This window comes from Bacillus sp. UNC41MFS5 (assembly GCF_000686805.1).
This window is the reverse complement of the sequence record NZ_JMLP01000005.1, coordinates 292,329-317,218: the sequence shown is the minus strand read 5'-3', so window position 1 is coordinate 317,218 and position 24,890 is coordinate 292,329. Positions and strand designations below refer to the sequence as shown.

Here is a 24,890-nt window from a genome sequence, read left to right as displayed (position 1 = left end):
AGAAAAGTAGAAACACCCCGTCCTAAAATAAGAAGAATGGGAGAAGAATCATGAAATATTTTGATTATGCAGCGACCACTCCACTAGACCCCGAAGCAGCTGAGGTGTATTTAAAAGTGGCAACAGAATACTTTGGCAACTCCAGCAGTCTCCACGATATAGGTGGACAATCAGCTGCCTTACTTGAAAATTGCCGCGAAGAATTGGCCAGTCTAATGGGAATTGATAAAAATGGGCTGTTCTTTACAAGTGGCGGGACAGAAGCGAATTTTTTAGCAATCGAAGCTTTGTTGTCCTCCACTAAAAAAGAGGGTAAGCATATAATCGCTGGCATGGCGGAGCATTCATCCATCCATGGAGTCCTAACTAAATTACAGGAAGCGGGATATGAAATCACCTTGCTTCCGCTTAATGAAAACGGCCTGATTGATCATGAACAGTTGGTCGATTCAATTAAGCGAGAAACCATTTTAATCACCCTGCAGCATGTGAATTCTGAAATTGGCACCATCCAGCCAATCGGTAAAATTGCCAAGATTTGCAAGGACAACGAAATCCATTTCCACAGTGATTTTGTTCAGTCGTTTGGAAAAATAGATATAAAAAGACTAGCTCCACTTGTCAGCAGTTTTACTTTTTCAGGTCATAAAATCTATGGCCCAAAAGGAATTGGCGGAGTATACGTCGATCCTCAACTTAAATGGGAGCCTTTTTTTCCAGGAAGTTCTCATGAACGCGGATTCCGTCCAGGTACAGTAAATGTTCCGGCCATTGCAGCGATGACAGTTGCTGCACAGAAAATAACCGGAAAATTGCCAGAGGATATAAATAGATATGGATTACTGAGGAAAGCTTTTATTCAAACACTTGAGCCGATTAAAGAAAAGGTGAAAATACATCAAGCGGCCGATGCCTCTCAGCAACTCGCAAATATCATCGGGCTCCGGGTTTCTGGTATTCAGGGTCAATGGATGATGCTTGAATGTAATCGGCTTGGATATGCCATTTCAACCGGCAGTGCCTGTCAAATCGGCATGCAATCCCCGGCAAAAGTGGCTCAGGCACTAGGATTATCCAGTGACGAAGCAAAAGAATTTATCCGCATTTCTTTCGGTCAGTCAACAAGCTTGGAAGACGTGATAGAACTGGGTGAGAGGATCGTGAATATCGTTCATGCCTTCAAGGCAACTGCGGTTATATAAAAAAATTAAACTATGCTAAAATAGGGAAACAGCAATAGAAAATAGGGGGAATTATATGGTAGAGCAAAAAAAAATATTGGGAGAGGAAAGGAGGTCTTTCATTTTACAACTGCTAAAAGACAGTCCTATCCCGGTGACAGGAAGTGAATTGGCCAATCGAACCAATGTAAGCAGACAGGTGATTGTCGGTGATATCACGCTCCTTAAAGCCAAGAATGAACCCATTATTGCAACGAGCCAAGGTTATATTTATTTAAAGCAAAATACCAGCACTTATTCCTTTGAAAGAACGATTGCCTGCAAGCATTCTCCTGATGACACCGAAAAAGAATTGAATTTGCTAGTGGACCATGGGGTACTAGTGAAGGATGTCAAAATTGAACACAAGGTGTATGGAGATTTGACGGCGTCAATTATGGTTTCTAATCGCCAAGAGGTGAAACAATTCTTGGCAAACATACAAAAGACAGGAGCAGCACTATTATCTGAGCTAACCGAGGGAATCCACCTTCACACGATCTCAGCATCAAGCACCCAAGTCTTAGATGAAGCTGAAACAGCCTTAAAAGCAGAAGGCTTTTTAATTGAATCATAAGTAAAACCACACATAAAAAGGACCCGAATCGGGTCCCTTTTATGTTTAGTCTAAACTCACCAAAACAGATGGATAACTGCCTAGTAATGTAACACCGCAGCCTAATGCTTCTATTTCTGCTATTGCTCCGGGAATCAATACTTCATCCACTTTCATTTCGAGATCAATAATGAAAAAATAATTGCCAATTCCTGTTTTCATCGGTCTCGATTCAATCTTTGATAAGTTCAATTTTCTCCAAGCAAAGGCGGATAATACCTGATGAAGAGCCCCAGCCTGGTCCGATGGGAGTGTAACCATCAGCGTTGTTTTATAATGGGTTGATCCGCTAATCGCCTGAAAATCAAGTTCTTTCTTGGAAAGAACAACAAACCGCGTATGGTTATAATCAAAATCGTGTACATTTCTTTTTACAATCGATAACCCGTATTCCTGTGCAGCCAGTTCATTGGCAATCGCAGCAATTTTCAAATCAGGGTGTTCCATTACCATTAATGCTGCTGCCGCTGTTGATGAGACGCTTTGAAATGGGACACCTTTGAAATGGTTATGTAGAAATTTATGGCATTGGGCAATCGCATGAGAGTGGCTATACACCTTACTGACATCCTGCCAATTTTCCTGATTATCTGGATGTACCATCAAATGCTGCTTGATTGGCAAGGTGATTTCACCAATTATTGGTATTTGGACTTCCTGTGTTAAATAATCGAGGGTAATGTTCACAGAGCCTTCTAGCGCATTTTCAATTGGAACAACAGCCAATTCTACTTCTTTATCAACTATGGCATCCATGCTTGCAGGAATTGTTTGATAGGGCTCGTGTTCATATCCTTGAAAAACCTTTTTTACGGCTAATTCTGTGAATGTAGCTTTTGGTCCTAAGTATCCAACTTTCACTGTTTCCCCACTCCTTATTTTATAAAAAGAGCGCTGAGAGCCAGGTGTAGTTTGTCCTACACACCTGTTCCCAGCACTTCTACCTTCTCTACAAATTCGAGTTTCCTAAGTACCTCAAGTAACTCATCTATTTCCATCGTGATGTTTGAAGTGTTTAATGAGAGTGTTACATTTGCCCTGCTTTGCAACGGAATCGTCTGATGAAGAGTAACAATATTGCAGCCTGAGTTTGCAACGACACTGAGCAAGTGTGACAGCGTACCTGAGCGATCTTCCAAATGAAAGAAAAGCGAGACAATCTTTTCTTTTTTTATCGTTGAAAAAGGAAAAACAGTATCTCTGTATTTATAAAAGGCACTTCTGCTTAAATCGACTTTTTGAACAGCATCTGCAACGGATTCTGCCTTCCCTCTTTCCAGCATCTCTTTCACATCAATTGTTTTTTTCATCGCTTCCGGCAAAACATCTTCACGCACTAAATAAAATTTTTTATCCATTTTATCACTCTACCTTACTCTCTTTTGGACACGTTCCCTTCTACTCAATAAACTCAAATTCAAACTCCATTAATTTCACAATATCCCCGTCTTTTGCTCCTCTTTCCCTCAAGGCTTCATCTACACCAAGACCACGAAGTTGACGTGCAAAACGGCGAACGGATTCTTCTCTCGAGAAGTCTGTCATCTTAAAGAGTTTATCTGTCTTTTCACCAGAAACAACAAATGTGCCATTCGGTTCTCTTGTAATTTTAAATGCTTCCGGTTCTGCCTCGTGCTTATAAAGAACACGGTGCACACCCGTTGTTTCTTCTTCTTCCTCATGCTCCAGTGGAAATTCAGGTGTTTCCTCAATCTTATCTGCAACAGCATACAATAATTCACGAAGACCTTTTCTTGTTACTGCTGAAATCGGGAAGATCGGATAATCCTCATCGAGCTGTTCTTTAAACTTTTTCAAATTTTCCTCTGCTTCCGGCATATCCATTTTATTGGCGACAATAATTTGCGGACGTTCGGTCAAGCGCAAATTATATTCACTTAATTCACGATTGATGGTCTGGTAGTCCTCGTATGGGTCCCTGCCTTCCATCGCAGACATATCAATGACATGAACAATTACTCTTGTCCGTTCAATATGGCGTAAGAATTGATGCCCTAAGCCCACACCTTCACTTGCCCCTTCAATCAAACCTGGTAGGTCTGCCATGACAAAGCTGCGGCCATCTTCTGTTTCGACCATCCCAAGATTCGGAACAATCGTTGTAAAATGATACTCAGCAATTTTCGGTTTTGCCGAAGATACAACGGATAAAAGCGTTGACTTCCCTACGCTTGGAAATCCAACAAGACCGACATCAGCAAGTAATTTTAATTCAAGGATTACTTCCCGCTCTTGACCTGGTTCTCCATTTTCAGAAAGCTCTGGCGCAGGGTTTGCAGGGGTGGCAAATCGTGAATTTCCACGCCCGCCACGGCCGCCTCTGGCAATAATTGCTTGTTGTCCATTTTCAACTAAATCAGCAATCACTTCTTTCGTATCTGCATCTATCACCACTGTTCCAGGCGGTACCTTGACAATCATATCCTTTGCACCGGCACCGTGCTGGTTTTTGGACATGCCATGCTCGCCACGTGGTGCTTTAAAATGACGCTGATAACGGAAATCCATTAATGTGCGCAAGCCTTCATTTACTTCAAAAACAACATTGGCACCTTTCCCGCCATCCCCACCTGCTGGACCGCCTTTTGGTATATATTTTTCTTTACGGAACGCGACCATACCATTACCGCCGTCTCCGCCTTTTACATAAATCTTCGTTTGATCAACAAACATCTTATTCCTCCAGTCTGCATTTCAAATCAAAAAATGTCACGAAAAGTGTTTTAGCTTTTCCTATTTTTTTGATAAGGTACATAAACTTCTAATGCGAATTCGCTTTCTGATAAGTCTTTGACCACGATGTCAAGTAGACTATTTGGTTCTGAAAGAAATTCATTCATTACTTCGCTTTTTATTATTATCCCGCTAAAATCAAAAAAGAAACGAATCCCCTTTGATTCCGGGTCAATTGTTACGGATAAATGATTTTCTTGAAAGGCTTCAATCGTCTCATTTAAACATGTAAATAAATGGGATGTCCACTTTGTCAACAGGTCCTCATTGATTTGATGAACTTTCGTATCATGAAGGACTTCATATTCAAGTTTAAAGGAAGGATTCTCCCAATTTGATTTTAACAACAGTGAGGCAAACAAAGGCATTTTCAAATTCGAAAGCTTTGACTCATGCTGCGTTTCGATAATTATTTCATCGATGACCTCTTTTGCCCGGTCGATTCGGTTTAAATCCAAGTTCCCCTTTATTAATTGAAGCCTATTTAACCAATCATGCCGAGCATGCCGCAGCACTTCAACAATATCCCAATCTTTCTCCATACGTACACTCCCACATTAAGTGTCACAACACTAGTTTGCTGATAGTATATCAAAAAATGAACCATGAGTAAGCTTATTTTGTGATGAAAGTTAATTAGAGGCAAAAAGAAGCATCTACGTAGCGTTTCCCGAAGTATAATATGGAAGGAAAAATTCGCTGGCAAAAAGAAAACTCTAACCAATCAGGTTAGAGTTTTCAAAGAATCCTTAAGCTTCTTGAGCTACTGGATAAACGCTCACTTTTTTGCGATCACGGCCGACACGTTCAAATTTAACAACGCCGTCAACTTTTGCAAAAAGAGTATCGTCGCCTCCACGGCCAACGTTTTCACCTGGGTAAATCTTTGTACCGCGTTGACGGTAAAGGATTGAACCACCAGTTACGAATTGTCCGTCTGCACGCTTAGCACCAAGGCGCTTTGCGATAGAGTCACGTCCGTTTTTTGTAGAACCTACACCCTTTTTAGATGCAAACAACTGAAGATCTAATTTTAATAACATTTATTCCACCTCCTGCTTTTTGAAGGTAATCTTTATGTGCTTTCCGTATTCTTCTTCAATCGTCCGTAATGAAACAGCCATTCCTTCGAGAAGAATCTGCACTTTCTCTTGCGTGTTTTCTGGAAGAGTTTCCGGAATCACACAGCGGAGAAAACCATCTGCCCGATGTTCCAAATCAGGTGTGACACCAGTTAGTTCATGCACCGCATTAATCGCACCAATAGATACGGCTGATACGCCTGCACAAACAATGTCTTTCCCGCGATCTGCAAACAATGCATGTCCGCTCATTTCAAATGATTGAATCGTTCCGGACTCAGTACGATTAATCGTAATGTTTATCATCTATAGTTCAACACCTTACGCGTTGATTTTTTCGATGACTACTTTAGTGTAAGGTTGACGATGACCTTGCTTCTTACGGTTGTTTTTCTTCGCCTTGTACTTGAAAACAATGATTTTCTTTTGACGGCCTTGTTTTTCAACTTTAGCTGTAACTGTAGCACCTGCAACAACAGGAGAACCTACTTTTACGTTTTCACCGCCAACGAAAAGAACCTTGTCAAAAGTAACTGTTTCACCAGCTTCAACATCTAATTTTTCAATGTAGATAGCTTGGCCTTCTTCGACTTTCAATTGCTTACCGCCAGTTTCGATAATTGCGTACATGAACTGCACCTCCTTATAAACTCAGACTCGCCATACACAGGCGCTTTAAACTTAAGTTAAAGACTTAAGACCTGTTCTGTGCGGTTGTAGCACGGGTGCGCTACAAACATAACATTGAAATACTAACATATTCTAGGCAAAAGTGTCAATAGAAATTTAGGAAGATCATTTATAATCCAATCCTTTTTGAGCAATCTCATTTTCATTGCCTAACTGCTTTATTACATAATAATGGCGGGCAGACGGCTGAATGGAGAAAAATAACTTAAGATGTAACAGCTCTTCTAATGCTTCCTGATGGGCCTCATTCGGCCCTAGCAGCTGTTCTTTCACCTCAGCGGTCGTTTCCACTAGGACAGCTTCAAATTCAGAATAGCGGTGCTCTAATAGCTCTCTTTCAAGTCGAAAGCCAACCGTTTCTGGGCTGAGAATCCGGCCCGTCCCATCACAAACAGGACACTTCACCTCGAGTGCCTCTGAAAGAGTAACCTTCGTTTTCTTTCGTGTTAGTTGAAGAATGCCTAACGGGGTAAAGCCAATAATCTTTGTTCTTTTTTGGTCCTTGGTTAATTCCGATTCGATTAGATCATGAATAGCCTGCTTGTCCTTTTCACGTTTCATATCGATAAAATCGATGAGGACGATTCCACCAATATCACGCAGACGCAGCTGACGCACGACTTCCTTCGCAGCCATCTGGTTTGTTTTTAACACCGTTTCCTGATAATCTGTCTTCCCGGAAAATTTGCCTGTGTTCACATCAATAATCGTCAGCGCCTCCGTTTCATCAAAAATCAGGTAAGCGCCTTGATCAAGCCAGACAATCCGTTTGAGGGCTTTATCAATTTCATGCTCAATCTTATGTACTGAAAATATATTCTCCTTACCATTGTAATAACTGTGTTTAACCCGATTATTTTGCTTCTCAGCCAGCTTTTTTAGTGGTAAGTCATCGACGATTACCTCTCCGTCTGACATTCTCCCCACTTTATCCAAAATCATTTCGATGAAAGTATCTTTTTGAAAAACAATCCCTGGCTTTTTTAGGCCTGCCGTTTTCTGCAGCAGTTGTTGATACTGCTCGCGCAGGTTTTTTAGTTCAGTGTGTATTTCTTCTTCGATACTGGAAAGGGAGGAGGTTCGAAAAATCATCCCTTCTTCGTCTGTCTTTAAGTGACTTCCGATTCGGCGTAGTGATGCTTGTTGTCTATCATCAGCAATTTTTTTTGAAACGGCTACATAACGACCCTTTGGCATGTAAATGAGATTGAGCCCCGAGATTTCAATAATCCCCGTTACTCGGGCTCCTTTCGTGCCAGTCGCATCCTTATCAACCTGTACAAGCATTTTTTCTCCTTGATGGACGAACGAGCTAACGTTTTTTTGTTTTTCAGAGGATAGGAGATACGAGGGAAGAACATCCCGGTGTAAATACGCATTTTTCTCCTCGCCTATATCAATGAACACGGCATTCATCCCAGGCAATACTTTCGTCACAGTCCCAAAATAAATATTACCGACCAGTGATCGATGTTCTGGTCGGTCAAAGACGATATTTTCTACACGGTTATCTTTTATATAAGCCAATCGCTTTTCCCGTGAGTTGTAGTTAATAATTAATGTTTCCAAACAAGCGACCTCACTTTTTTCTTTTCATTATACCTTTTTAATTGGCTACGTTAAACTTGTCTGTTGATTTCCGTTCCAGGCACTTCGCTTTCCGCGGGCGTGACGGGGAGCCTCCTCGTCGCTTTGCTCCTGCGGGGTCTCCCCTGCCCCGTCCTCCCGCAGGAGTCTTCGTGCCAGGAACGAAGGTCAACATATTATCAATAATAAGAAAAGAAAAGGTCGCTGATTTTGTCGGTTAGGCGTTTTTCGGTAAAGTAGGCGTGTAAAAGTTCGTTTTCATCTAACATCCCTTTTTCCTTGCCATCGGCTTCGACGATAATTGGGTGTTTGCAGCCGCGTTGGAACTTTTCTAAGACGTGAATAAGCAAATCCTCTTCATTGGCCTCAATTGGTTTCAATGTTTGCAGACTTGATTTCTTGCCATAATGGCGCTCCAATAAAAATCTCATAAAGATAAAGCGGCGCTGCTTCCACTCATGGTAGAGCGAAAAATAAAGGAAGGCGATGATGACCCAGACATTAATATGGGTTGGGGCTGCTACCACAATAACGAGCGAAAAGATCGACAAGCTAACCAAGGAAAGGATAAGCGTTAAGCGATGGGCGTTCGGGAAGGAACTTTTTAATGAAAGCAGTAAGAATACCAGTTTCCCGCCATCAAGCGGCCAAACAGGAAAGAGATTGAATACGAGTATCATCAGATTATAACTAAAAAACAGGTGAAAAAGGTCCACAGAAATCAGGTCCATGCTAATCAAACCATAGGCTAAGGCCACCATCCACACATGCTGGAGCGGCCCTGCTAGAACGACAATCATCTCTTCTTTTAACGGGCGATTGCCATGCTCATCCATTTCGGCAACCCCGCCAAACGGCAGCAGGGTAATTTTTTTGATTCTCCATGAAAAAAAAGAAGCCGCAGCTGCATGCCCCAATTCATGGATGAAAATGATTCCTAGTAATAAGCAAACCTCAAGGAAATGAGCTGTGGCAACTGCAAGTGCAATGACAATCCATAATAATGGATGAATAGTAATCAGTCGTAGTAAATTTATAGCTCTATTCAAAGCGTATCACCTGAATTGGGTCGATAAATTTATCGTCTTTTTTAATGGCAAAGTAATATTTACCTTTGCTTTTATCTTCACCTGTGGATCCTGAGACGGTGCCAACTACTTGTCGCTTTTCGACATACTCATATAATTTAACGTTGATTTCATCTAAATTTCCATACCAAGTTTCCGTTTTATCGGCATGTTGAACGACGACTGTTTTCCCAAGACCTTCTTTTACACCTGCAGACATAACAAAGCCCTCATTAATTGTTTGTACGGACGCCCCTTTTCCCGTTTCAATCATAATTCCCTGCCCATTCTTTTCGAAGTTTTCGAGGATTTTCCCCATAGCTGGGACGGAAAACTCTGTTTCAGTCACCTCTTTTTTCTCCGTTTGATCTTTATCCGAAAAAGGCAAAAGGGCTAAAGGTTTCCCAAATTTGCTTTCGTACCAGTTTGATACGGTCGCAAACTTAAAATCCTGGTCCATTGTTTTAGTCACCATGGCTCTTGCAGGGTCAAAGGCAGTGGAATGGTTCCGAAATAATATCCCAATCACTAAAAACAGGAGGACAGAAGACAAAATTTTGAAAAAGAAAACTTCCTTCTTAAATAATGGATGCCCGTCCTCGCCGTCGCTCCCTCCTGGAGCGGTATACTGATTAAAGCCATATTTTTCATCGTCACTAGGCCAATCAATTTGGCGGTCGGGACTTTTTACAGATGTAGTGCCTTTATCATTTTTTCGCTTTGCGATTCGTCGCCGAATTTCTTCCGGTGTAGACCGCGCCATTTCCATCCACCCTTTTCACACTAATTTGTACAAGTCTATGAAGAGGAATGAAAGAGTATGTCTTTAAAATAAAACAACCTGTCCACAAGTGAGTGGACAGGCTGATATATAGTGCCGCTTTTTTTAACGGACACCAAAGAATTTCTTTAGTTTAGTAAACATTCCCTTGTCTGTATTTTCGAGTGACTGCAGCGGGATTGATTCACCAAGAATTCTTCTTGCAATATTTCGGTAGGCAATCGATGCTTTGTTATTCGGATTGAGGGCAATCGGTTCCCCGTGATTCGAAGCTTTAATCACTTCATCATCATCCGCAACAATGCCGATGAGTTCGATAGAAAGATGCTGAGTAACCTCATCAATCTCAAGCATATCCCCATTCTTCACCATATGATTTCGAATCCGGTTGATGACTAATTTAGGCGACTCCATATTCGGCTGTTTCTCTAAGAGACCAATAATTCGGTCCGCATCACGGACGGCGGAAGCCTCTGGTGTTGTCACGACGATTGCCTTGTCAGCCCCAGCGATGGCATTTTGGAAACCCTGCTCAATACCTGCAGGGCAATCAATAATAATATAATCGTAGTCCTGCTTTAATTCGATGATTAGTTCTTTCATTTGCTCTGGCTTCACGGCCGATTTATCAACGGTTTGTGCTGCTGGCAATAAGTATAATAACCCATCAAAACGTTTATCCTTAACAAGAGCTTGATGGATTTTGCATCTTTTTTCAACAACATCGACGAGATCATAAATAATTCTATTTTCAAGTCCCATGACGACATCCAAGTTACGAAGACCGATGTCAGTATCTACTAAACATACTTTTTTACCTTGAAGGGCTAATGATGTGCCGATATTAGCAGAAGTTGTTGTTTTTCCTACTCCACCCTTACCGGATGTAATTACGATTGCCTCTCCCACTTTAATGTCCCCCTTCTAATCTCGTTAAATTAGGTCTTAATTGGATTAACACTTGTAATCTATCAACAATGATTTGACGGTTTTCATCGAGGTAAGCACATTCCATTTCCCGCTTTTCATTGCTTTGAAGGCTTTCTGGTTCACTATTTAAACAATCACTAATTCGAAGCTGAGATGGTTTCATACTAGAGGCGGCAATGATCGCTTCATCATTGCCATAGCAGCCCGCATGTGCTATCCCCTTTAAGATTCCCATGATAAAGATGTTTCCACCTGCAATGACCGTCCCGCCTGGATTGACATCACCAATTAACAGCAAGTCACCAGGGACTTCGAGGACTTGACCGGAACGAATAATTCTAGAAACAGTCATTACCTCCGTTTCGGCCAATAATTCCTCAGCTTCATCCTTCGTGATTACATTCGATTCAATTTCATCCACAACAAAATTCTTTTTTTGGCGAATTAATTCTTTTAGTTCTTCTCGCTGTGGTTCGGTTAAATAACGGTTACCTATTTCCACTTTGACAGAGGTTAAATGACGCTCATCCTGTGTACTGGAGTTGGCTGAAAGTTTATGATCAAGTTCCCTTTTTAGTTCTTCGTAAGAACAACTATCATCAAGATGAAGGACAAGTCCTTCCTTCGTCCCTTTTATTGTAACATTTTGCCGTTTTTTCATGGAGAATTTTTCACCTCATAATAAGAAAGCAATTTCGAAACAAGCCAGTTCGAGTGGAATATGAACACTCTAGCGTATTCCGAATCAATAGTCATACTATCCTAATAAAATTTCGACACGATGCGTCCATTCTCCTCTTTTTTTATCAAAAATCATTCAGCTCTTATTGCTTCCGAATGTTTTTCAAAAAGCCACTTTAACGGGTAGGCAGCAATGAGCGTAACCACTGCATTTAGGATAAGACTTGGATAAAAGCGCAAATTCATATAACCGATAAAATCAAGGTCTGTTACATGGATTAAAAAGTTCATTTCATAAACACCAATCTCTAATAGTGAGACACCGAGAACGGTCGCAAGAAATGCCGTAATAATATTGGCTTGCAAAACCTGCAATAGTTTATATATCAGATAAGAGATAAATGGAAATAGGAAAAAGTAAATCCCGATAATTTCAACGTATACGACATCAAATAATAGTCCAAAAATGGCAGCATAAATAATTCCATGTTTTCTTCCGACAAAAATCGTTAAAAACAAAATGGCGATAAAAAGAAAGTGTGGGACAAATATTCGTTCAAACCCGAAAACCTTCTCGGGTAAATACTCCACAAAAAGACTTTCTACAATAAAAAGCAACAGAAATAAAAGAGGAAGAAGGAATTTTCTCACAAATCTTTCTCCTTCCCATCTGTTGATTCCAAATTTACTGGCTGGGTCATTAATCTTTTTATGACAATAACATTTTCGATATCATAAAAATCTGCACCAGGCTGCACTAAAGCCGTTTGATTTAATCCATACTGATCGGGCTTTACATCAACCACTTTTCCAATCAGCAGCCCTTTTGGAAAGACTCCACCTAGGCCCGATGTAATCACTTTTTGCCCTTTTTCAATTTTTTCACCGGATGGTATTGCCTTAATTAATAGTAATTTTCGTTTGTCATCAAATCCTTGGACAAATCCATAGACATCTTTCTTGCCCTGCACAACAGCAGAGATTCGATTTTTTGGATCCATTGCACTTAACAGTTGAATGGTCGAACTAAATTGTGTTACATTTTTGACTTTACCAACCAAGCCGGTTGCTGTAACAACAGCCATATTTTTTTTGATGCCGTTTAGTTTGCCTTTGTCGATAATAATCATTTCATGCCAACGATCAGGGTTTCTGCCAATTACGGTAGCTGGTAATGGTTTGAAATCTCTCAGGGTTCTTTTTTCACCGAGAATGTCACGTAATTCTTTATTATCTTGTTTCAACTCTTGTACTTGTGCTTCAAGATTGACAAGATTTTCGACCCGCGATTTTAGTTCTTTATTCTCATCGTATGTATTTTGCAAATCCTGGAGATTTTCAAAAAAGCCTGTCACAAAATGAGTAGGCTTTGAAACCAGGGATTGAACCCAGCCGGTGGTATCTTTTAGAAATTGCTCCGGCCAGGATAGTTTACTTCTCTCCCTTAAAGAAAACCCAATCAATGCCACGAGAACAATGATGCTGACAAGCAAAATAATCAGACGTTTATTCAGAAAGAACTGTGGCATGATTATACACCTCTATTTTTCTAGATAAAAAGTATCGTTTTTTAATTTGAAATATGCCTTATGTGCCGAATAGCACAATCTAAACTAACGCGAATCTCTTGATTTATTTCTAAATAAATGAATATGATCCAATGCTTTTCCTGTACCAATGGCCACACAATCAAGCGGATTCTCAGCAATCAGCACCGGCATTTTCGTTTCTTCGCTAATAACCTTGTCCAAATTGCGGAGTAGTGCACCACCGCCGGTTAGAACAATCCCGCGGTCCATAATATCTGCCGCAAGTTCAGGAGGTGTTTTTTCCAATGTATTCTTGACTGCCTCAACAATAGCAGAGACGGTATCTCTTAATGCACCGGCAATTTCTTTGGCCGTGATTTCAATCGTCTTTGGAAGGCCAGTTAATAAGTCTCGTCCGCGAATTTCCATATTGTCGACACCTTCAGCATCCCCAGCCGAGCCAATTTCCATCTTAATAGTCTCTGCCGTACGGTCCCCGATCATTAAGTTATAATTTTTTCTAATATAGGTAATAATCGAATCGTCCATTTCATCGCCAGCGACACGGATCGATATGCTTGTAACGATTCCGCCTAATGAAATAATCGCGACCTCGGTAGTTCCTCCGCCAATATCAACCACCATGCTGCCGGTTGGTTCCCAGACTGGTAAATTGGCACCAATCGCTGCTGCAAATGGCTCTTCAATCGTATACGCATCCTTAGCCCCAGCTTGTTTCGTTGCGTCGATGACAGCACGTTCTTCAACTGCGGTAATCCCAGAAGGTACACAGACCATAACGTAAGGATTCCCAGTAAACACGTTTTTACTTTTTTGTGCTTGGCGAATATGGTACTTCATCATGGACGCTGTTGTTTCAAAATCAGCGATGACGCCATCCTTCATCGGTCTTAGTGCGACAATATTCCCCGGTGTCCGTCCAATCATATTTTTCGCGTCGTTTCCAACCGCGACAATGTTCTTAGTATCAGTCTGCATCGCCACAACCGATGGCTCGCGCAGGACAATTCCTTTTCCTTTTACATATACAAGGGTATTTGCAGTCCCCAAGTCAATCCCAAGATCTCTTGCTCTAATTCCAAACATAGTTTTGTATCTCCCTTTCTGAACCGTAATGCAAAAACTCCAATAGGTAATTAATCACTTTACTATCTTGTCTTTTTTCTTAATATTTATCTAGGTAGTTCTTAAGTAGTCCTAAAAAATCATAAGCATTATTATAACTCAACGTTAAATAAATTCATAGTTTATAAATAACCTTTTTCCTTTAGACTCACAAACTTATTTTCGCCGATGATCAGATGATCGAGGAGATCGATGCCAATAATCTTTCCGCATTCAACCAGCCGTTTCGTCACCTCAATGTCTTCACGGCTTGGAGCTGGATCACCACTGGGATGATTATGGGCCGCAATAATTGAGGCGGCGGACCGCTTTAACGCCTCGCGAAACACCTCCCGGGGGTGAACGATCGAGGCGTTTAAGCTGCCGATGAAAATGGTTTGTTTATGAATGACTTGGTTCTTTGTGTTTAGGTATAAACAAACAAAATGCTCTTGTGATAAAAAGCGCATATCATTCATGACATACTTTGCTCCGTCTTCTGGGGAGCGGATGACATAGCGGTCCTTATAGTCGAGGTTAGAAATCCTCCTGCCAATTTCGACGGCGGCGAGGATTTGGATGGCCTTGGCTGAACCAATCCCTTTTATTTCGGTCATTTCTTCTAAAGTAGCTGCTTTTAAAAGACGTAATCCTTCAAAATGAGTTAACAGCCGGTTCGATAATTGCAGGACTGATTCATCTTTTGTTCCGGTCCGAAGCAAAATAGCAATCAGTTCATGATTCGATAAGCTTTGTGGGCCATGTTGAACAAACCGTTCTCTGGGTCTTTCATCTTGAGGGAAATCACGGATCATTAATGTATTAGTGGACACTTTTTTTCCTCCCTTATTTAGGGAGTTAATGAACAAAAAAGTTTAATACGGCAACTGGTAGCCTGCCTTTTTCAATTCTCTAATCGTTCGTGAAACAGGCAGTCCGACAACCGCAAAATAGTCTCCATTTATTTTTTTGACAAGCATGCTTCCGAGCTGCTGAATGCCATATGCACCTGCTTTATCAAGCGGTTCACCACTTTTTACATACGCCCGTATTGAGTCGTCCGTTAACTCCCAAAACCAAACTTCTGTTCTTTCATAAAACTTAGTTGTACCTGTTTTCGACACAATTGAAACACCTGTAAAAACTTCATGCTGACGACCTGACAAGCTTTTTAACATGGCAAACGCTTCTGCTTCATCTGCGGGCTTTCCTAAGATTTGATTATTCGCAACAACAATGGTGTCCGCGCCAATCACAAAGGCATCCTGGTTTTCTTTAAAAACGGTCTGTGCCTTTCGGTCGGCTAACTCCATCACTACATCTTTAGGAGCGAGAGCTGGGTCAAAACTTTCATCAACTTCACTACTTGAGATCGCGAATGTTAAACGGAGAGTTTCTAGAAGTTCTTTTCGCCGTGGAGAAGAAGAGGCTAAAATGAGGTTCTGCATTCGATCACCTTACCTTTATGGTACGTATTAGGGAGATACAATTCAATCCTATCAGAAATTACAGTAGCAAACAATTTTTATATAATTAAATTTTGATGGAATTTGTAAAATTATGCAGATTTTTTCTTTTTTTTGGAAGACAAAAAGCCTATCAAGAATTTGATAGGCTCAGATTGTCGACAAAAGGGGTTCGGAATGTGTACATTCCGAACCCCTTTTTGACTTATTTTCTGTTTTTCCACCTATTTAGTCAGAGGGAGACCTCTCCGAGGTTTCTACTTAGACAATTTGTGGACCTTGCCAAGTCCAGTTGGCCAATTTCTTTAAATTCATGGCAGCGAAAGTAAGCATCGCCTGCATCGACAATTTTTTAAGTCCCCTTAAAGTTGTCCAACGCATGCCATGCTTTTCTTTTGCATCTGCGAATACACGCTCTATTGTTTCTTTGCGTTTCGCATAAATTGGTTTTACATCTTTGTGATGACGGAGATGGTCTGCTTCTTCCACATATGCTTGCCAAATATGACGTGTCACCACTTTTTGATGGTCTTTACTTTCGGTACACTGTGCTAATAAAGGACATGTAGTACAGATGTGTTTTGGGGATTTGTATTCTCGATATCCCTCCTTATTCGTTGTGGAGTATTTCAAGACCTCACCCGCCGGGCAAAGATAACAGTCAAAGTGTTCATCATACACATACTCGTGTTTTCGGAAGAACCCTTCTTTTGTACGTGGGCGTGTATATGGTAGAGCAGGAGTTATCTCGTTTTCTAATAAATAATTTGTAATGGCAGGTGTTTTATAAGCTGCATCAGCCGCAACAGCTTTAGGTTTTCCGACATTCTCAACTACTTGTTCAACTAATGGCTCTAACATATTACTATCATGTGTATTACCCGGTGTCACAATCGTGCCGAGGATAAAACCGTTTCGGTCTGCGGCCGCATGAAATGAATAGGCGAACTGTTTTGTCCGTTCGTCTTTGACGTAGTAACCACTCTCTGGATCAGTTGTACTCTCTTTGATTTCTTTCGAATCATCCTTATCGAACTTATCAGGTGGGAATGGCTTTTTTCCATGGTCTTCCCGATCTTGATTAATCTCTTCTTGAAGGCGTTCTTGATATGCGCGTGTCTCTTTGCGAACGACTTTCTTTTCAAATTTGCGTTTATTCGCACTGGCTTTCACATGGGTGGAGTCAACGAAGACGTGCTCCGCACTAATCAGCTTTTTCTCGGTAGCTATCTTTAATATACGATAGAAGATCTGTTCAAATAGGTCTGTATCTTTAAAGCGACGCTCATAGTTTTTTCCGAATGTGGAGAAGTGCGGTACTTTATCATGGAAGCCGTAACCCAAGAACCAACGATAGGCCATGTTTGTTTCAACTTCTTCAATCGTCTTACGCATTGAGCGAATACCGAAGGTATATTGAATGAAGGTCAATTTAATCAAGATGATTGGATCGATACTTGGGCGACCTACTTCTGAATACATATCTTTCACCAAGTCATGAATAAAAGAGAAATCAATTGCCGACTCAATTTTACGAACCAGATGGTTCGTTGGTACAAGCTGGTCTAAAGCAATCATTTCAATTTGATCTCGTTGAATAGAATTATGTTTCGAAAGCATTGTCATCACCTCAAGATTTTATTACTACTATTTTACAACAAAAAAACTGTAGGCAAGCTCGTTTTTTTCGAGTTTGTCTACAGTCTGAGCCTATCAAGAATTTGATAGGCTATATTTCCCGGAAAATGTCGATATTGATTATTTAGAAAAATATACTGACATGAAGGTAAGTAAATGCTGCTGTGCGTCACTAAGATTCTTCTCGTCCTTTGATTCTTGAAATGCCTTCACTTTTTCGTTTGCACTGACTAATTCTGCTTTTAGATCTTTTATCTTTTCGTTTTTCACACTAGTTTTTAATGGTGCTTCTATGTCTGAAAGGACTTTACTAGCCTCCTCGGAAAGTTCCTTGGTCACAAGCGCATTAGAAGTGGTAAGAGATAACGTTCTATAAATAGTCGGTATTGCTTTTAAAAAGGTCTTTTCTTTATCCGTGATACCAGAGAACTTTTTTTCATCTAACAACAATGGCTTAGCAAATACATCTTCAATACCATCTTCTTTATACTGGGCCCCTAATGCTTTTGCTCCTTCTATCGAATCTGCTACACCTAGAAATAAAAAATACTTGCCATCCATTTCTACTGTTTCGGATGGAACATTTTTCGAGGATAGGTTATCCGAAGTTGCTTTAGCTCCAGAATCCGACGAAAAAACACCGCCTTGAATGACATAGGTCGTTAACTGGGAGACGGAAGCAGATGAAGTATTTTTGGCATCTGCTGTTTTCGTTTCGGTGCTGCTGGCAGGCTTGTTCGTGACCTCAGTGGGTACAGTTGTCACCGTCTTCTCAGATGGTGATGTGATGACTAACTTCAGCATCACAACACCAATTGTTGTTCCGATTAATATAGCGAATGCTGCAGAAATTAAGATTGATCCTAAAGGCCGGCCATTTTTCTTTTTGATATTCGATGTGAATGTCGTTATTTTGGGCAGAGACGTTTTTTTGCTCGTTTGACTCGGTATTATTTTGAACTCCTCAATGTCATTGTCGGAGGACTCAGGAATAATCCAATCAAAACTTTCGTCAACCGATTCTTGTGCTGCCGCCGTCTCACTAATTACATCTGATTCTGATTCTGATTCTGTATGCTCCGTATTTATTTTTATTACTCTAGGAATAGGGTCACTGTTAGTTTCAATCTCATTTTTGGGAGGAACTTCTTGAATGTGCGGGTTTTCTCCATTTAATTTGATCTTAATTGTATTGCCTTTGTTAGGCTTGTCCACGAAACCGTACTCCTCTCTCTACCGATGGGTCATTGGCTTCATCCTATCATAAAGACAAAAAAAAATAACAAGACTTTTGTCGTCTTGTTATCGTAGACTTTCGCCAAATTATTTACTAGTTTGCCATGGTGATAATTATGGTTGTGTGTCGGTTGTGGCAGAGAATTGGCTTAGTGGATTGTCTTTACCAGCTGGTTTGGGTGCATCGATTTTTGGTAATTCTCCTGCTAAGTCATCTAAAGTTGGCATGTAAAATGCAGAAATTGTCAGACTGTAGGTTAACGGCTGATCTTCTTGGTCTAAACTTGTGATTTCCTGGCCGCCTGAATAACTAATCGATTCAACCACGATAATCCGTTTTAATGATTCGAGTGTTTCAATAAACTTTTCTAACTTCTCGTAGTTTGGTGATTCAACACTCAACGAGACGGTCATTTTCTTCATGCCCGCAGTCTGGGTAGAAGTTGCTTGTTGTGTCGCCGCATCTTGATTAGTTGTTGCTTGAGTAGTGTCAGTTTGATTCGTTGTAGTTTGTTGACCATTAGCATTTTCAGCAGTAGATTGGTCAGCAGTAGCAGTGGTAACATCCACGTCTTTTGAAAAACTCATCGAACTAATCTTACTATTAGAAATGTTTTCTGCTTTTTCTAAGTCCAAGATTAACTGTTCTTGCAAAGGTTTTACAGGTAGCTTCTTCTGTAATTCTTTCGTATCTTCAGAAGTTTTTTGGGTTTCTTCTGCGTTTTTTTGACTTACAATTTCTAATAGTTTTTGTTCTGACTCAAGTGACTGCTGCTTCATTTTTAAATCTGATTTTAATGGAGCCAGTTTAAAGAATTGAGAATAAACAATGAATAATACAAGTATAAGAGCGACCGCACCAATTATTAGGCCTTGTTTTTTTGAGAAACGGAGTTTCATGAACCTGTCACTCCTTCATCATTGTTCTTGCTCTTTTTGATATTTTTCTTAACAACTTCTTTATTCAACTTAATTTCAAATTGACCGGTATAGCGTGGAAGGATATTATCCTTCTCTTTCTTACTCGTTGTACTGCTGGATGCAGTCGTTGAGTTATTTGTCGTATTTGTATTTGAAGTCGATATAGTGGTATTTGTTTGCTCACCAGTTGTTCCCGATGTTGAATTCGTTTGACTACTAGTATCGATAGATGAATTCTGATTTGTCCCATTTTGATTCGTATCTGATTGATTTGTTTGTGTCGTTGTTTGAGTTGTAGAATTCGTTGAATTGGATTGACTAGTTGTTGCAGTAGTAGAGTTATCAGCCGTCGATTCTTCAGTCGCTGCAGCAGATAGCGAACTCAAACTTGATTCTTCAATCCATTTTGATTCATTAAGATTATCTAAAAAGTACGCAGCTTCTCGAGCACTATCAAATTGAACGGTTAACGAAATTGTCCCTGCTTCCGTATAAGCAAAACTCTGGATAAAGCCACGCTCAGGTAGCAGTGATGTCAGATGGCGCATGACAGGAAGCGTCTGAATCGGATATTCATTTGCCCATTCAATCGCACTCTTTAATTGACTAACAGAGCTAGTAGCTGCAGCTGCTTCTGTACTTTTATTTTCATTATCAGCAATCTTTTTTGTCATCGTGATTTGTCTAGCTATCGTTGCAATTTCATTTTTGGCATCATTGGTTTGCCAAAAGTAAAATGCACCGATAAGTAACAGTAAGGTTGTTAAACTAGACAGAGTTATAATAAAGCCAATTTTTTTCGGTTCCTTTTGGGGAAGCAGGTTAATTTCTACTAACATTATTGCACCCCTTTTAATGCCAGACCTAAAGACAGTAATTGACTAGGAGGTAAATTTTCTTTTTTTCCTTTAGCATCTGATTCAAGAGAAATCATATCAACAGGTACATCCAATCTCTCAATCATTTCATCATAAATTGCTTGAAGCATGGGATGATCACCGTTCAGTAAAAACTTTGTAATATCACTTTTTTCATTGTTAAGTGTATATCGGTAGAAGTCACTTAGTTTATTAATCTCCCTAAAAATGTCTTCAAATTGAATCACTAACTCCTCTGCCTCGCCGGTATACTTAAATACCAATTTACCAGTCATGTTTGTCTTAACATCCCAAATATCTACATTAAACGGTAAAGAAAATTGACGCATAACAAGCGGCACATTTTCTTCAAAAATACATAGGTTTACACTGGTTAAGTCAAATTGGACAGAGAATATTACTTCATTAGTACTTGCATTATCAAGTTGATGATACAAACGGTACAGTGCAAGCGGAGAAATATCTGCCGCAATCGGGTTAAGCTTCAGCTTAGAAAGTAAGTTTGCATACTCCATTACCTGCTGCTCCGGAGCTACAAACAAAAGCAAATCCCTTGTTTTTCCATCACTTTTTAATGGGTAAAAGTCAAAGACAGGTTCTTCAAAAGGTAAGTGAATACTAGAACCAAGTTCTAGATACAAATATCCCTGAATTTCATCATCCTGGATTTCAGATGGAATCGAAACTTTCCGGATAATCACGAGCGGGTCTGGTACTAGAAAGCGAACTTGCCTTCTTTGAATTTTCCATTCATCAATACACTCTTCCAGTATATTTGATAAAGAATCGATATCGGTAATTTTCCCATCACTGATAATACCTGGGGGAAGAAAACGCTCGTTCCATCTTTGAGCAGAAAGTGGATTCGCCTGCTTTAATTCTAGCAAGCGAATAGAATGATCATTTAAAACCAGATTAATTATTCGGTTTTTAGGTGTAAAAAGGGAAAAAGCCATGTAAAAAACCCCTTATTTAAAATCCTTGGTTAAGGAAATGTATATACAAATTAATTAAATCGGATCCCCAATAATAGGCTGTTAATGTTCCAGCTGCAATAAACGGTCCGAATGGAATTGGCTGACGCCTGTTCACAATTTTAAGAAGTAATGCCAATCCGCCAATAACAGCTCCAAACAATGTCGAAAGAAAGAAGGACAAAAGGACTAGTTTAAACCCTAATACCAATCCAAGTAAGGCATACAGCTTAACATCCCCGCCTCCCATTCCACCGTTGCTGACAACAGCGATGAGAAGGAGAAGTATAAATCCCGTTACGGCACCCAAGAGGCTGTCCCACCATGGGTTTAACGGCCAAAGAATCCGTTCCAATAAAAAAAACCCTGCAAACCAGATTAGAATTTTATCAGGGATGAGCATATAGTGAATATCTGAAACTATGATAATCATAAACATCGAGATTAGTGTTAATGCAACCACTAATTCACCAGACCATCCGATAACTAACGGTGCTGTCATAAATAGTAATCCAGTAAGCAATTCAAAAATTGGATAGATAGGAGAAATCCGCGACTTGCAGCCGCGGCATTTTCCTTTTTGAATCATATATGAAAGTACTGGGATGAGTTCAAATATTTTTAAATGGTGCCCACATGTTCGACACGCAGATCTAGGTTTGACAATGGATTTTTTTACTGGGAGCCGAAGACCAACTACATTGAAAAAGGAGCCTAAAATACAACCATATATTAATATAATAAAATAAATTATCCCCATTTTATCTATATTATTCTCCCCAAATATATATTATTTATTGGTCTACTACGTCACCACGATCAATGTCTTTTGTTGTAATTATAGTGCCAGCTGTGATTTCTTCAGCAGTTCTAATTATACTAATTTTCTTATCAGTAGTTGCATCAGTAATTAATTGAATTCCAAAAATCTTTCCATCAATTAGCTTTACATAAGAAACAGTAGCATCAACTGAAGTACTTGCTGCAGCAGCCGGATCAAAAGTGCCTGGTACATATGTTCCTTCTGGACTTTCTACTTTATCCAAGTAATTCTTATCTTGCAAAGCCTTTAAAGTTAAATATTTTGTACCAGTTTGATAAGCAGGTTCAGAAGCAACTACCATTTTTGCGGAACTTATCATTTGCTGTACATTTGCAACATGGGCATCCTTTTTTGAATTTCCAATTAAACCTAAAATTGATGGTACAGCAATCGCAGCAATGATCCCTAAAATAACGATAACTGCAAGTAATTCAATTAATGTAAATCCTTTTTGATCTTTTAGCCTATTTTTTAACATTTGACGCATTAATTTCATCTCCCTTTATAGTTCTATAAACCTAGTAATATTGTCTCTTGTAGTATACATTAATTGCCATAGAAATGAAAAGAGAATTTTTCGGTATTTTGTCCTATATTCTCAGAATTTTTGTTTTCTTGTCTGTTATTGATTCATTTGTTGAAATTGGTCGAACATGCTAAACATTGGAACCATGATGGAGGTGACTATAGTTCCTACTAACCCCGCCAAAAAGACTATCATTAATGGCTCAATTAACGATTTTAACCGATCTGTGCCATTCTCTACTTCTTTTTCATAGAATTCAGCAATTTTGGATAACATTGCGTCCAAAGCACCAGTTTCCTCGCCGATGGCAATCATTTGAGTAACCAATGGAGGAAAAGCCCAGTGGCTTTCCATGGGTCCTGTCATGGAACGGCCTTTCTCTAATGAATCCCGTGACTCTCGAATGACCTTTGCTAGAACTTCATTTTCAACGACTTTTTCTACAATGGACATCGCTTGTAGAATCGGTACTGAACTCGAGAACAACGAGCTGAGTGTTCTCATCATCCGAGCAAGTGCGGCTTTTTGAAGCAAATTACCGAATATCGGCATCTTTAACAAAAAATAATCAAAATAATATTTAGTTTGATTACTTTTCTTAATATAGGTAATTAAAAGGACTACAGCAAAAATCAACAAGAAAACAATCCACCAAAATGATTGCATAAAGTCACTTGCTGACAGGACAAACCTTGTAATTGCAGGAAGTTCCCCGCCCATATCGTCAAACATAGAAACAAATGTAGGTACTACGGCCACTAATAAGAAAATAACTACTATAATAGCGATAATTCCAACCGCAATCGGATAGGAAAGGGCTGAAACTATCTTTTGACGTGTGTAATGTTGTTTTTCGAAATGCTCAGCTAAACGATCAAGCGTCTCATCTAAATTACCGCTGACTTCCCCTGCCTTAACGAGGTTAATAAACATTTGATTAAAAATTTTCTTGTGTTTAGCCACAGCTTCTGAAAGAGGATTACCTTCCCGCATCTCCTGTTCTACATCTAGTAGAGCTTTCTTTAAAGCTTTGCTTTCAGTTTGGTAAGCTAAAATAGCTGTTGCTTCGACAACAGTTACACCTGCTTTAATTAACGTCGAAAATTGTCTTAAGTAAATAACAAAATCCTGTAGTTTCACTGGAGTTCCAAGCGTTAAATCTTTAGTCATAAGAGTCTCAGGTACTTGAGTCATTTCAATTACCCTAATTCCCTCTTCTTTCAACTTTTCCATCGCTTCCCGCTTAGAACCTGCATTTACAGTGCCCTGTCGTTTTCCTTTTCGGTCTCGTCCACTATATTTAAATCTAGCCATTCATCATCATCTTTTCATGCAAATATTGCGATGCAGCTTCTTTTTGAATCAGGTTTCGGTCCAATAGATCTCTGATACTCATTTCAAGTGTATGCATTCCTTGGGCTCGGGACGTTTGCATAGTGCTTTGGATTTGGTGGATTTTTTCATTTCTAATTAGATTTGCAATTGCAGCGTTATTTACCAATATTTCAGTCGCTGCTTTCCGTCCTTTTTTATCAACCGTTGGAAATAAACGCTGAGAAATAACTCCAACTAATACAGAAGCTAACTGTACACGAATTTGAGGCTGTTGTCCCGATGGGAAAACATCAATTATACGGTTAATAGTTGTTGGCGCACTTGATGTATGAAGAGTCCCTAACACAAGGTGACCAGTTTCTGCTGCGGTAATGGCGATTGACATTGTCTCTATGTCACGCATCTCCCCCACTAGAATAACGTCAGGATCTTGACGGAGTGCAGCTTTTAAGCCACTTGCATAATTATTTGTATCGAAACCAACTTCCCGCTGATCTATAATCGAATTTCCATGTCGGTGAAGATATTCAATTGGATCTTCTAAAGTAATGATATGTTTACGCATCGTTCGGTTCATGTAATCAATCATCGAAGCTAGTGTCGTTGATTTCCCACTCCCTGTTGGTCCTGTTACGAGGATTAGCCCCTGTGGCTTCTCAACCAATTTAGAAATGATATCTGGTAAATCTAATTCTTCAATTGTCGGTGTTTTTGAGGCAACTGTCCTTAAGGCAATCGAAACACTTTTCCGTTGATGATAGGCATTAACACGGAATCGTGAAATCCCAGGAACACCATAAGAAAAATCCAGTTCACCTTTTTCCTTAAATATTTCCCATAAGCCTTCAGGGATGATCGCCTTAGCCATACCTTCAGTATCATCTGGCATGATTTTATCAGTTCCATACCGTCTTAAGTCACCATTTATACGCATCACTGGGGGGACACCGACCGTTAAATGAATATCTGAGGCTTTATATTCAATTGCAGCGCGTAATATTGCGTCAATTTTTTCTTTCATCTTCATGCTC

The 24,890-nt window shown here is 39.9% G+C and carries 29 protein-coding genes and 1 other annotated feature; of the genes, 2 read left to right on the top strand and 27 right to left on the bottom strand.

Going from position 1 to position 24,890, the window contains the following annotated elements:
- Positions 1-50 precede the first annotated feature (50 nt).
- A complete protein-coding gene (locus tag BR30_RS0101625) occupies positions 51-1,202 on the top strand; it encodes an IscS subfamily cysteine desulfurase (RefSeq protein ID WP_026563448.1) in 1,152 nt (383 codons plus the stop codon).
- 55 nt (positions 1,203-1,257) lie between these two features.
- A complete protein-coding gene (locus tag BR30_RS0101620) occupies positions 1,258-1,797 on the top strand; it encodes a transcription repressor NadR (protein WP_026563447.1) in 540 nt (179 codons plus the stop codon).
- A 45-nt stretch (positions 1,798-1,842) separates the two neighbouring features.
- Here the strand turns inward: BR30_RS0101620 and pheA are convergent, their stop codons facing one another.
- From pheA to BR30_RS0101490, 27 genes are all read right to left on the bottom strand, one after another.
- Positions 1,843-2,697, bottom strand: a complete 855-nt coding sequence (gene pheA, locus BR30_RS0101615) for a prephenate dehydratase (protein WP_026563446.1) — start codon at positions 2,695-2,697, stop codon at positions 1,843-1,845.
- A gap of 56 nt (positions 2,698-2,753) precedes the next feature.
- The gene (locus tag BR30_RS0101610; RefSeq protein WP_026563445.1) at positions 2,754-3,194 is read right to left on the bottom strand and encodes an ACT domain-containing protein; all 441 of its coding nucleotides are present in this window, start codon (positions 3,192-3,194) and stop codon (positions 2,754-2,756) included.
- Positions 3,195-3,234: 40 nt separating this feature from the next.
- Entirely contained in the window at positions 3,235-4,530 is a 1,296-nt protein-coding gene (gene obgE, locus BR30_RS0101605) for a GTPase ObgE (protein WP_026563444.1), read from the bottom strand.
- Positions 4,531-4,580: 50 nt separating this feature from the next.
- Positions 4,581-5,132, bottom strand: coding sequence for a Spo0B C-terminal domain-containing protein (locus BR30_RS0101600; RefSeq protein ID WP_026563443.1), 552 nt, complete (start codon positions 5,130-5,132; stop codon positions 4,581-4,583).
- A gap of 207 nt (positions 5,133-5,339) precedes the next feature.
- Positions 5,340-5,633, bottom strand: a complete 294-nt coding sequence (gene rpmA, locus BR30_RS0101595) for a 50S ribosomal protein L27 (RefSeq protein WP_026563442.1) — start codon at positions 5,631-5,633, stop codon at positions 5,340-5,342.
- Positions 5,634-5,978 (bottom strand): ribosomal-processing cysteine protease Prp, encoded by a 345-nt coding sequence (locus tag BR30_RS0101590; protein ID WP_026563441.1) that lies wholly within the window; start codon positions 5,976-5,978, stop codon positions 5,634-5,636. It abuts the gene before it with no gap.
- 15 nt (positions 5,979-5,993) lie between these two features.
- Positions 5,994-6,302 carry a 50S ribosomal protein L21 gene (gene rplU, locus BR30_RS0101585; RefSeq protein ID WP_026563440.1) on the bottom strand — a complete coding sequence of 103 codons (309 nt, stop codon included), beginning with the start codon at positions 6,300-6,302 and terminating at the stop codon, positions 5,994-5,996.
- Positions 6,303-6,315: 13 nt separating this feature from the next.
- Positions 6,316-6,398: a sequence feature (ribosomal protein L21 leader region), on the bottom strand.
- A 69-nt stretch (positions 6,399-6,467) separates the two neighbouring features.
- On the bottom strand, positions 6,468-7,931 hold the full coding sequence (locus BR30_RS0101580; protein ID WP_026563439.1) for an Rne/Rng family ribonuclease: 1,464 nt from the start codon (positions 7,929-7,931) through the stop codon (positions 6,468-6,470).
- Between the two features lie 37 nt (positions 7,932-7,968).
- Positions 7,969-8,124 carry a hypothetical protein gene (locus tag BR30_RS37615; RefSeq protein ID WP_231507603.1) on the bottom strand — a complete coding sequence of 52 codons (156 nt, stop codon included), beginning with the start codon at positions 8,122-8,124 and terminating at the stop codon, positions 7,969-7,971.
- Positions 8,125-8,128: 4 nt separating this feature from the next.
- Complete coding sequence (locus BR30_RS0101575) at positions 8,129-8,998, bottom strand: M50 family metallopeptidase (RefSeq protein WP_026563438.1); 870 nt, start codon at positions 8,996-8,998, stop codon at positions 8,129-8,131.
- Positions 8,991-9,779: a M23 family metallopeptidase gene (locus BR30_RS0101570; RefSeq protein WP_026563437.1), complete on the bottom strand. Its 789-nt coding sequence runs from the start codon at positions 9,777-9,779 to the stop codon at positions 8,991-8,993. The genes BR30_RS0101575 and BR30_RS0101570 overlap by 8 nt, the downstream gene beginning before the upstream one ends.
- A gap of 123 nt (positions 9,780-9,902) precedes the next feature.
- On the bottom strand, positions 9,903-10,706 hold the full coding sequence (gene minD, locus BR30_RS0101565) for a septum site-determining protein MinD (protein WP_026563436.1): 804 nt from the start codon (positions 10,704-10,706) through the stop codon (positions 9,903-9,905).
- Between the two features lies 1 nt (position 10,707).
- A complete protein-coding gene (minC, locus tag BR30_RS0101560) occupies positions 10,708-11,388 on the bottom strand; it encodes a septum site-determining protein MinC (RefSeq protein ID WP_026563435.1) in 681 nt (226 codons plus the stop codon).
- Between the two features lie 152 nt (positions 11,389-11,540).
- Positions 11,541-12,059: a rod shape-determining protein MreD gene (gene mreD / locus BR30_RS0101555; RefSeq protein WP_026563434.1), complete on the bottom strand. Its 519-nt coding sequence runs from the start codon at positions 12,057-12,059 to the stop codon at positions 11,541-11,543.
- Positions 12,056-12,937, bottom strand: coding sequence for a rod shape-determining protein MreC (mreC, locus tag BR30_RS0101550; RefSeq protein ID WP_026563433.1), 882 nt, complete (start codon positions 12,935-12,937; stop codon positions 12,056-12,058). The genes mreD and mreC overlap by 4 nt, the downstream gene beginning before the upstream one ends.
- A gap of 84 nt (positions 12,938-13,021) precedes the next feature.
- The gene (locus BR30_RS0101545; protein ID WP_026563432.1) at positions 13,022-14,044 is read right to left on the bottom strand and encodes a rod shape-determining protein; all 1,023 of its coding nucleotides are present in this window, start codon (positions 14,042-14,044) and stop codon (positions 13,022-13,024) included.
- A 161-nt stretch (positions 14,045-14,205) separates the two neighbouring features.
- Positions 14,206-14,895, bottom strand: coding sequence for a RadC family protein (radC, locus tag BR30_RS0101540; RefSeq protein ID WP_026563431.1), 690 nt, complete (start codon positions 14,893-14,895; stop codon positions 14,206-14,208).
- Positions 14,896-14,937: 42 nt separating this feature from the next.
- Positions 14,938-15,510 (bottom strand): Maf family protein, encoded by a 573-nt coding sequence (locus BR30_RS0101535; RefSeq protein WP_026563430.1) that lies wholly within the window; start codon positions 15,508-15,510, stop codon positions 14,938-14,940.
- A gap of 279 nt (positions 15,511-15,789) precedes the next feature.
- Positions 15,790-17,148 carry an IS1182 family transposase gene (locus tag BR30_RS0101530; protein WP_026563429.1) on the bottom strand — a complete coding sequence of 453 codons (1,359 nt, stop codon included), beginning with the start codon at positions 17,146-17,148 and terminating at the stop codon, positions 15,790-15,792.
- A gap of 138 nt (positions 17,149-17,286) precedes the next feature.
- Positions 17,287-18,381, bottom strand: coding sequence for a hypothetical protein (locus BR30_RS0101525; protein WP_026563428.1), 1,095 nt, complete (start codon positions 18,379-18,381; stop codon positions 17,287-17,289).
- A 135-nt stretch (positions 18,382-18,516) separates the two neighbouring features.
- Positions 18,517-19,302, bottom strand: a complete 786-nt coding sequence (locus BR30_RS0101520) for a hypothetical protein (protein ID WP_026563427.1) — start codon at positions 19,300-19,302, stop codon at positions 18,517-18,519.
- Positions 19,299-20,162 carry a PilN domain-containing protein gene (locus BR30_RS35080; protein WP_051633423.1) on the bottom strand — a complete coding sequence of 288 codons (864 nt, stop codon included), beginning with the start codon at positions 20,160-20,162 and terminating at the stop codon, positions 19,299-19,301. The genes BR30_RS0101520 and BR30_RS35080 overlap by 4 nt, the downstream gene beginning before the upstream one ends.
- Positions 20,162-21,157: a type IV pilus biogenesis protein PilM gene (gene pilM, locus BR30_RS0101510; protein WP_026563426.1), complete on the bottom strand. Its 996-nt coding sequence runs from the start codon at positions 21,155-21,157 to the stop codon at positions 20,162-20,164. The genes BR30_RS35080 and pilM overlap by 1 nt, the downstream gene beginning before the upstream one ends.
- A gap of 16 nt (positions 21,158-21,173) precedes the next feature.
- Positions 21,174-21,935 carry a prepilin peptidase gene (locus BR30_RS0101505; protein ID WP_035444936.1) on the bottom strand — a complete coding sequence of 254 codons (762 nt, stop codon included), beginning with the start codon at positions 21,933-21,935 and terminating at the stop codon, positions 21,174-21,176.
- A 34-nt stretch (positions 21,936-21,969) separates the two neighbouring features.
- A complete protein-coding gene (locus BR30_RS35075; RefSeq protein WP_081825331.1) occupies positions 21,970-22,476 on the bottom strand; it encodes a type IV pilin protein in 507 nt (168 codons plus the stop codon).
- Between the two features lie 144 nt (positions 22,477-22,620).
- Complete coding sequence (locus BR30_RS0101495; protein ID WP_026563424.1) at positions 22,621-23,838, bottom strand: type II secretion system F family protein; 1,218 nt, start codon at positions 23,836-23,838, stop codon at positions 22,621-22,623.
- Entirely contained in the window at positions 23,831-24,880 is a 1,050-nt protein-coding gene (locus BR30_RS0101490; RefSeq protein WP_026563423.1) for a type IV pilus twitching motility protein PilT, read from the bottom strand. Before BR30_RS0101490 ends, BR30_RS0101495 begins: the two co-directional genes overlap by 8 nt.
- Between the last annotated feature and the right edge of the window lie 10 nt (positions 24,881-24,890).

Excerpts from the sequence above, each read along its gene's own strand:
- BR30_RS0101590 (WP_026563441.1), bottom strand. The coding sequence starts at position 5,978 with ATGATAAACATTACGATTAATCGTACTGAGTCCGGAACGATTCAATCA.
- minC (WP_026563435.1), bottom strand. The coding sequence starts at position 11,388 with ATGAAAAAACGGCAAAATGTTACAATAAAAGGGACGAAGGAAGGACTT.
- BR30_RS0101505 (WP_035444936.1), bottom strand. The coding sequence starts at position 21,935 with ATGGGGATAATTTATTTTATTATATTAATATATGGTTGTATTTTAGGC.
- BR30_RS0101570 (WP_026563437.1), bottom strand. The coding sequence starts at position 9,779 with ATGGCGCGGTCTACACCGGAAGAAATTCGGCGACGAATCGCAAAGCGA.
- BR30_RS0101535 (WP_026563430.1), bottom strand. The coding sequence starts at position 15,510 with ATGCAGAACCTCATTTTAGCCTCTTCTTCTCCACGGCGAAAAGAACTT.
- pilM (WP_026563426.1), bottom strand. The coding sequence starts at position 21,157 with ATGGCTTTTTCCCTTTTTACACCTAAAAACCGAATAATTAATCTGGTT.
- BR30_RS0101490 (WP_026563423.1), bottom strand. The coding sequence starts at position 24,880 with ATGAAAGAAAAAATTGACGCAATATTACGCGCTGCAATTGAATATAAA.
- BR30_RS35075 (WP_081825331.1), bottom strand. The coding sequence starts at position 22,476 with ATGTTAAAAAATAGGCTAAAAGATCAAAAAGGATTTACATTAATTGAA.
- mreC (WP_026563433.1), bottom strand. The coding sequence starts at position 12,937 with ATGCCACAGTTCTTTCTGAATAAACGTCTGATTATTTTGCTTGTCAGC.
- BR30_RS0101495 (WP_026563424.1), bottom strand. The coding sequence starts at position 23,838 with ATGGCTAGATTTAAATATAGTGGACGAGACCGAAAAGGAAAACGACAG.
- BR30_RS35080 (WP_051633423.1), bottom strand. The coding sequence starts at position 20,162 with ATGTTAGTAGAAATTAACCTGCTTCCCCAAAAGGAACCGAAAAAAATT.
- obgE (WP_026563444.1), bottom strand. The coding sequence starts at position 4,530 with ATGTTTGTTGATCAAACGAAGATTTATGTAAAAGGCGGAGACGGCGGT.
- BR30_RS37615 (WP_231507603.1), bottom strand. The coding sequence starts at position 8,124 with ATGTTGACCTTCGTTCCTGGCACGAAGACTCCTGCGGGAGGACGGGGC.
- BR30_RS0101620 (WP_026563447.1), top strand. The coding sequence starts at position 1,258 with ATGGTAGAGCAAAAAAAAATATTGGGAGAGGAAAGGAGGTCTTTCATT.
- BR30_RS0101625 (WP_026563448.1), top strand. The coding sequence starts at position 51 with ATGAAATATTTTGATTATGCAGCGACCACTCCACTAGACCCCGAAGCA.
- BR30_RS0101610 (WP_026563445.1), bottom strand. The coding sequence starts at position 3,194 with ATGGATAAAAAATTTTATTTAGTGCGTGAAGATGTTTTGCCGGAAGCG.
- BR30_RS0101520 (WP_026563427.1), bottom strand. The coding sequence starts at position 19,302 with ATGAAACTCCGTTTCTCAAAAAAACAAGGCCTAATAATTGGTGCGGTC.
- BR30_RS0101545 (WP_026563432.1), bottom strand. The coding sequence starts at position 14,044 with ATGTTTGGAATTAGAGCAAGAGATCTTGGGATTGACTTGGGGACTGCA.
- rplU (WP_026563440.1), bottom strand. The coding sequence starts at position 6,302 with ATGTACGCAATTATCGAAACTGGCGGTAAGCAATTGAAAGTCGAAGAA.
- BR30_RS0101600 (WP_026563443.1), bottom strand. The coding sequence starts at position 5,132 with ATGGAGAAAGATTGGGATATTGTTGAAGTGCTGCGGCATGCTCGGCAT.
- rpmA (WP_026563442.1), bottom strand. The coding sequence starts at position 5,633 with ATGTTATTAAAATTAGATCTTCAGTTGTTTGCATCTAAAAAGGGTGTA.
- BR30_RS0101530 (WP_026563429.1), bottom strand. The coding sequence starts at position 17,148 with ATGCTTTCGAAACATAATTCTATTCAACGAGATCAAATTGAAATGATT.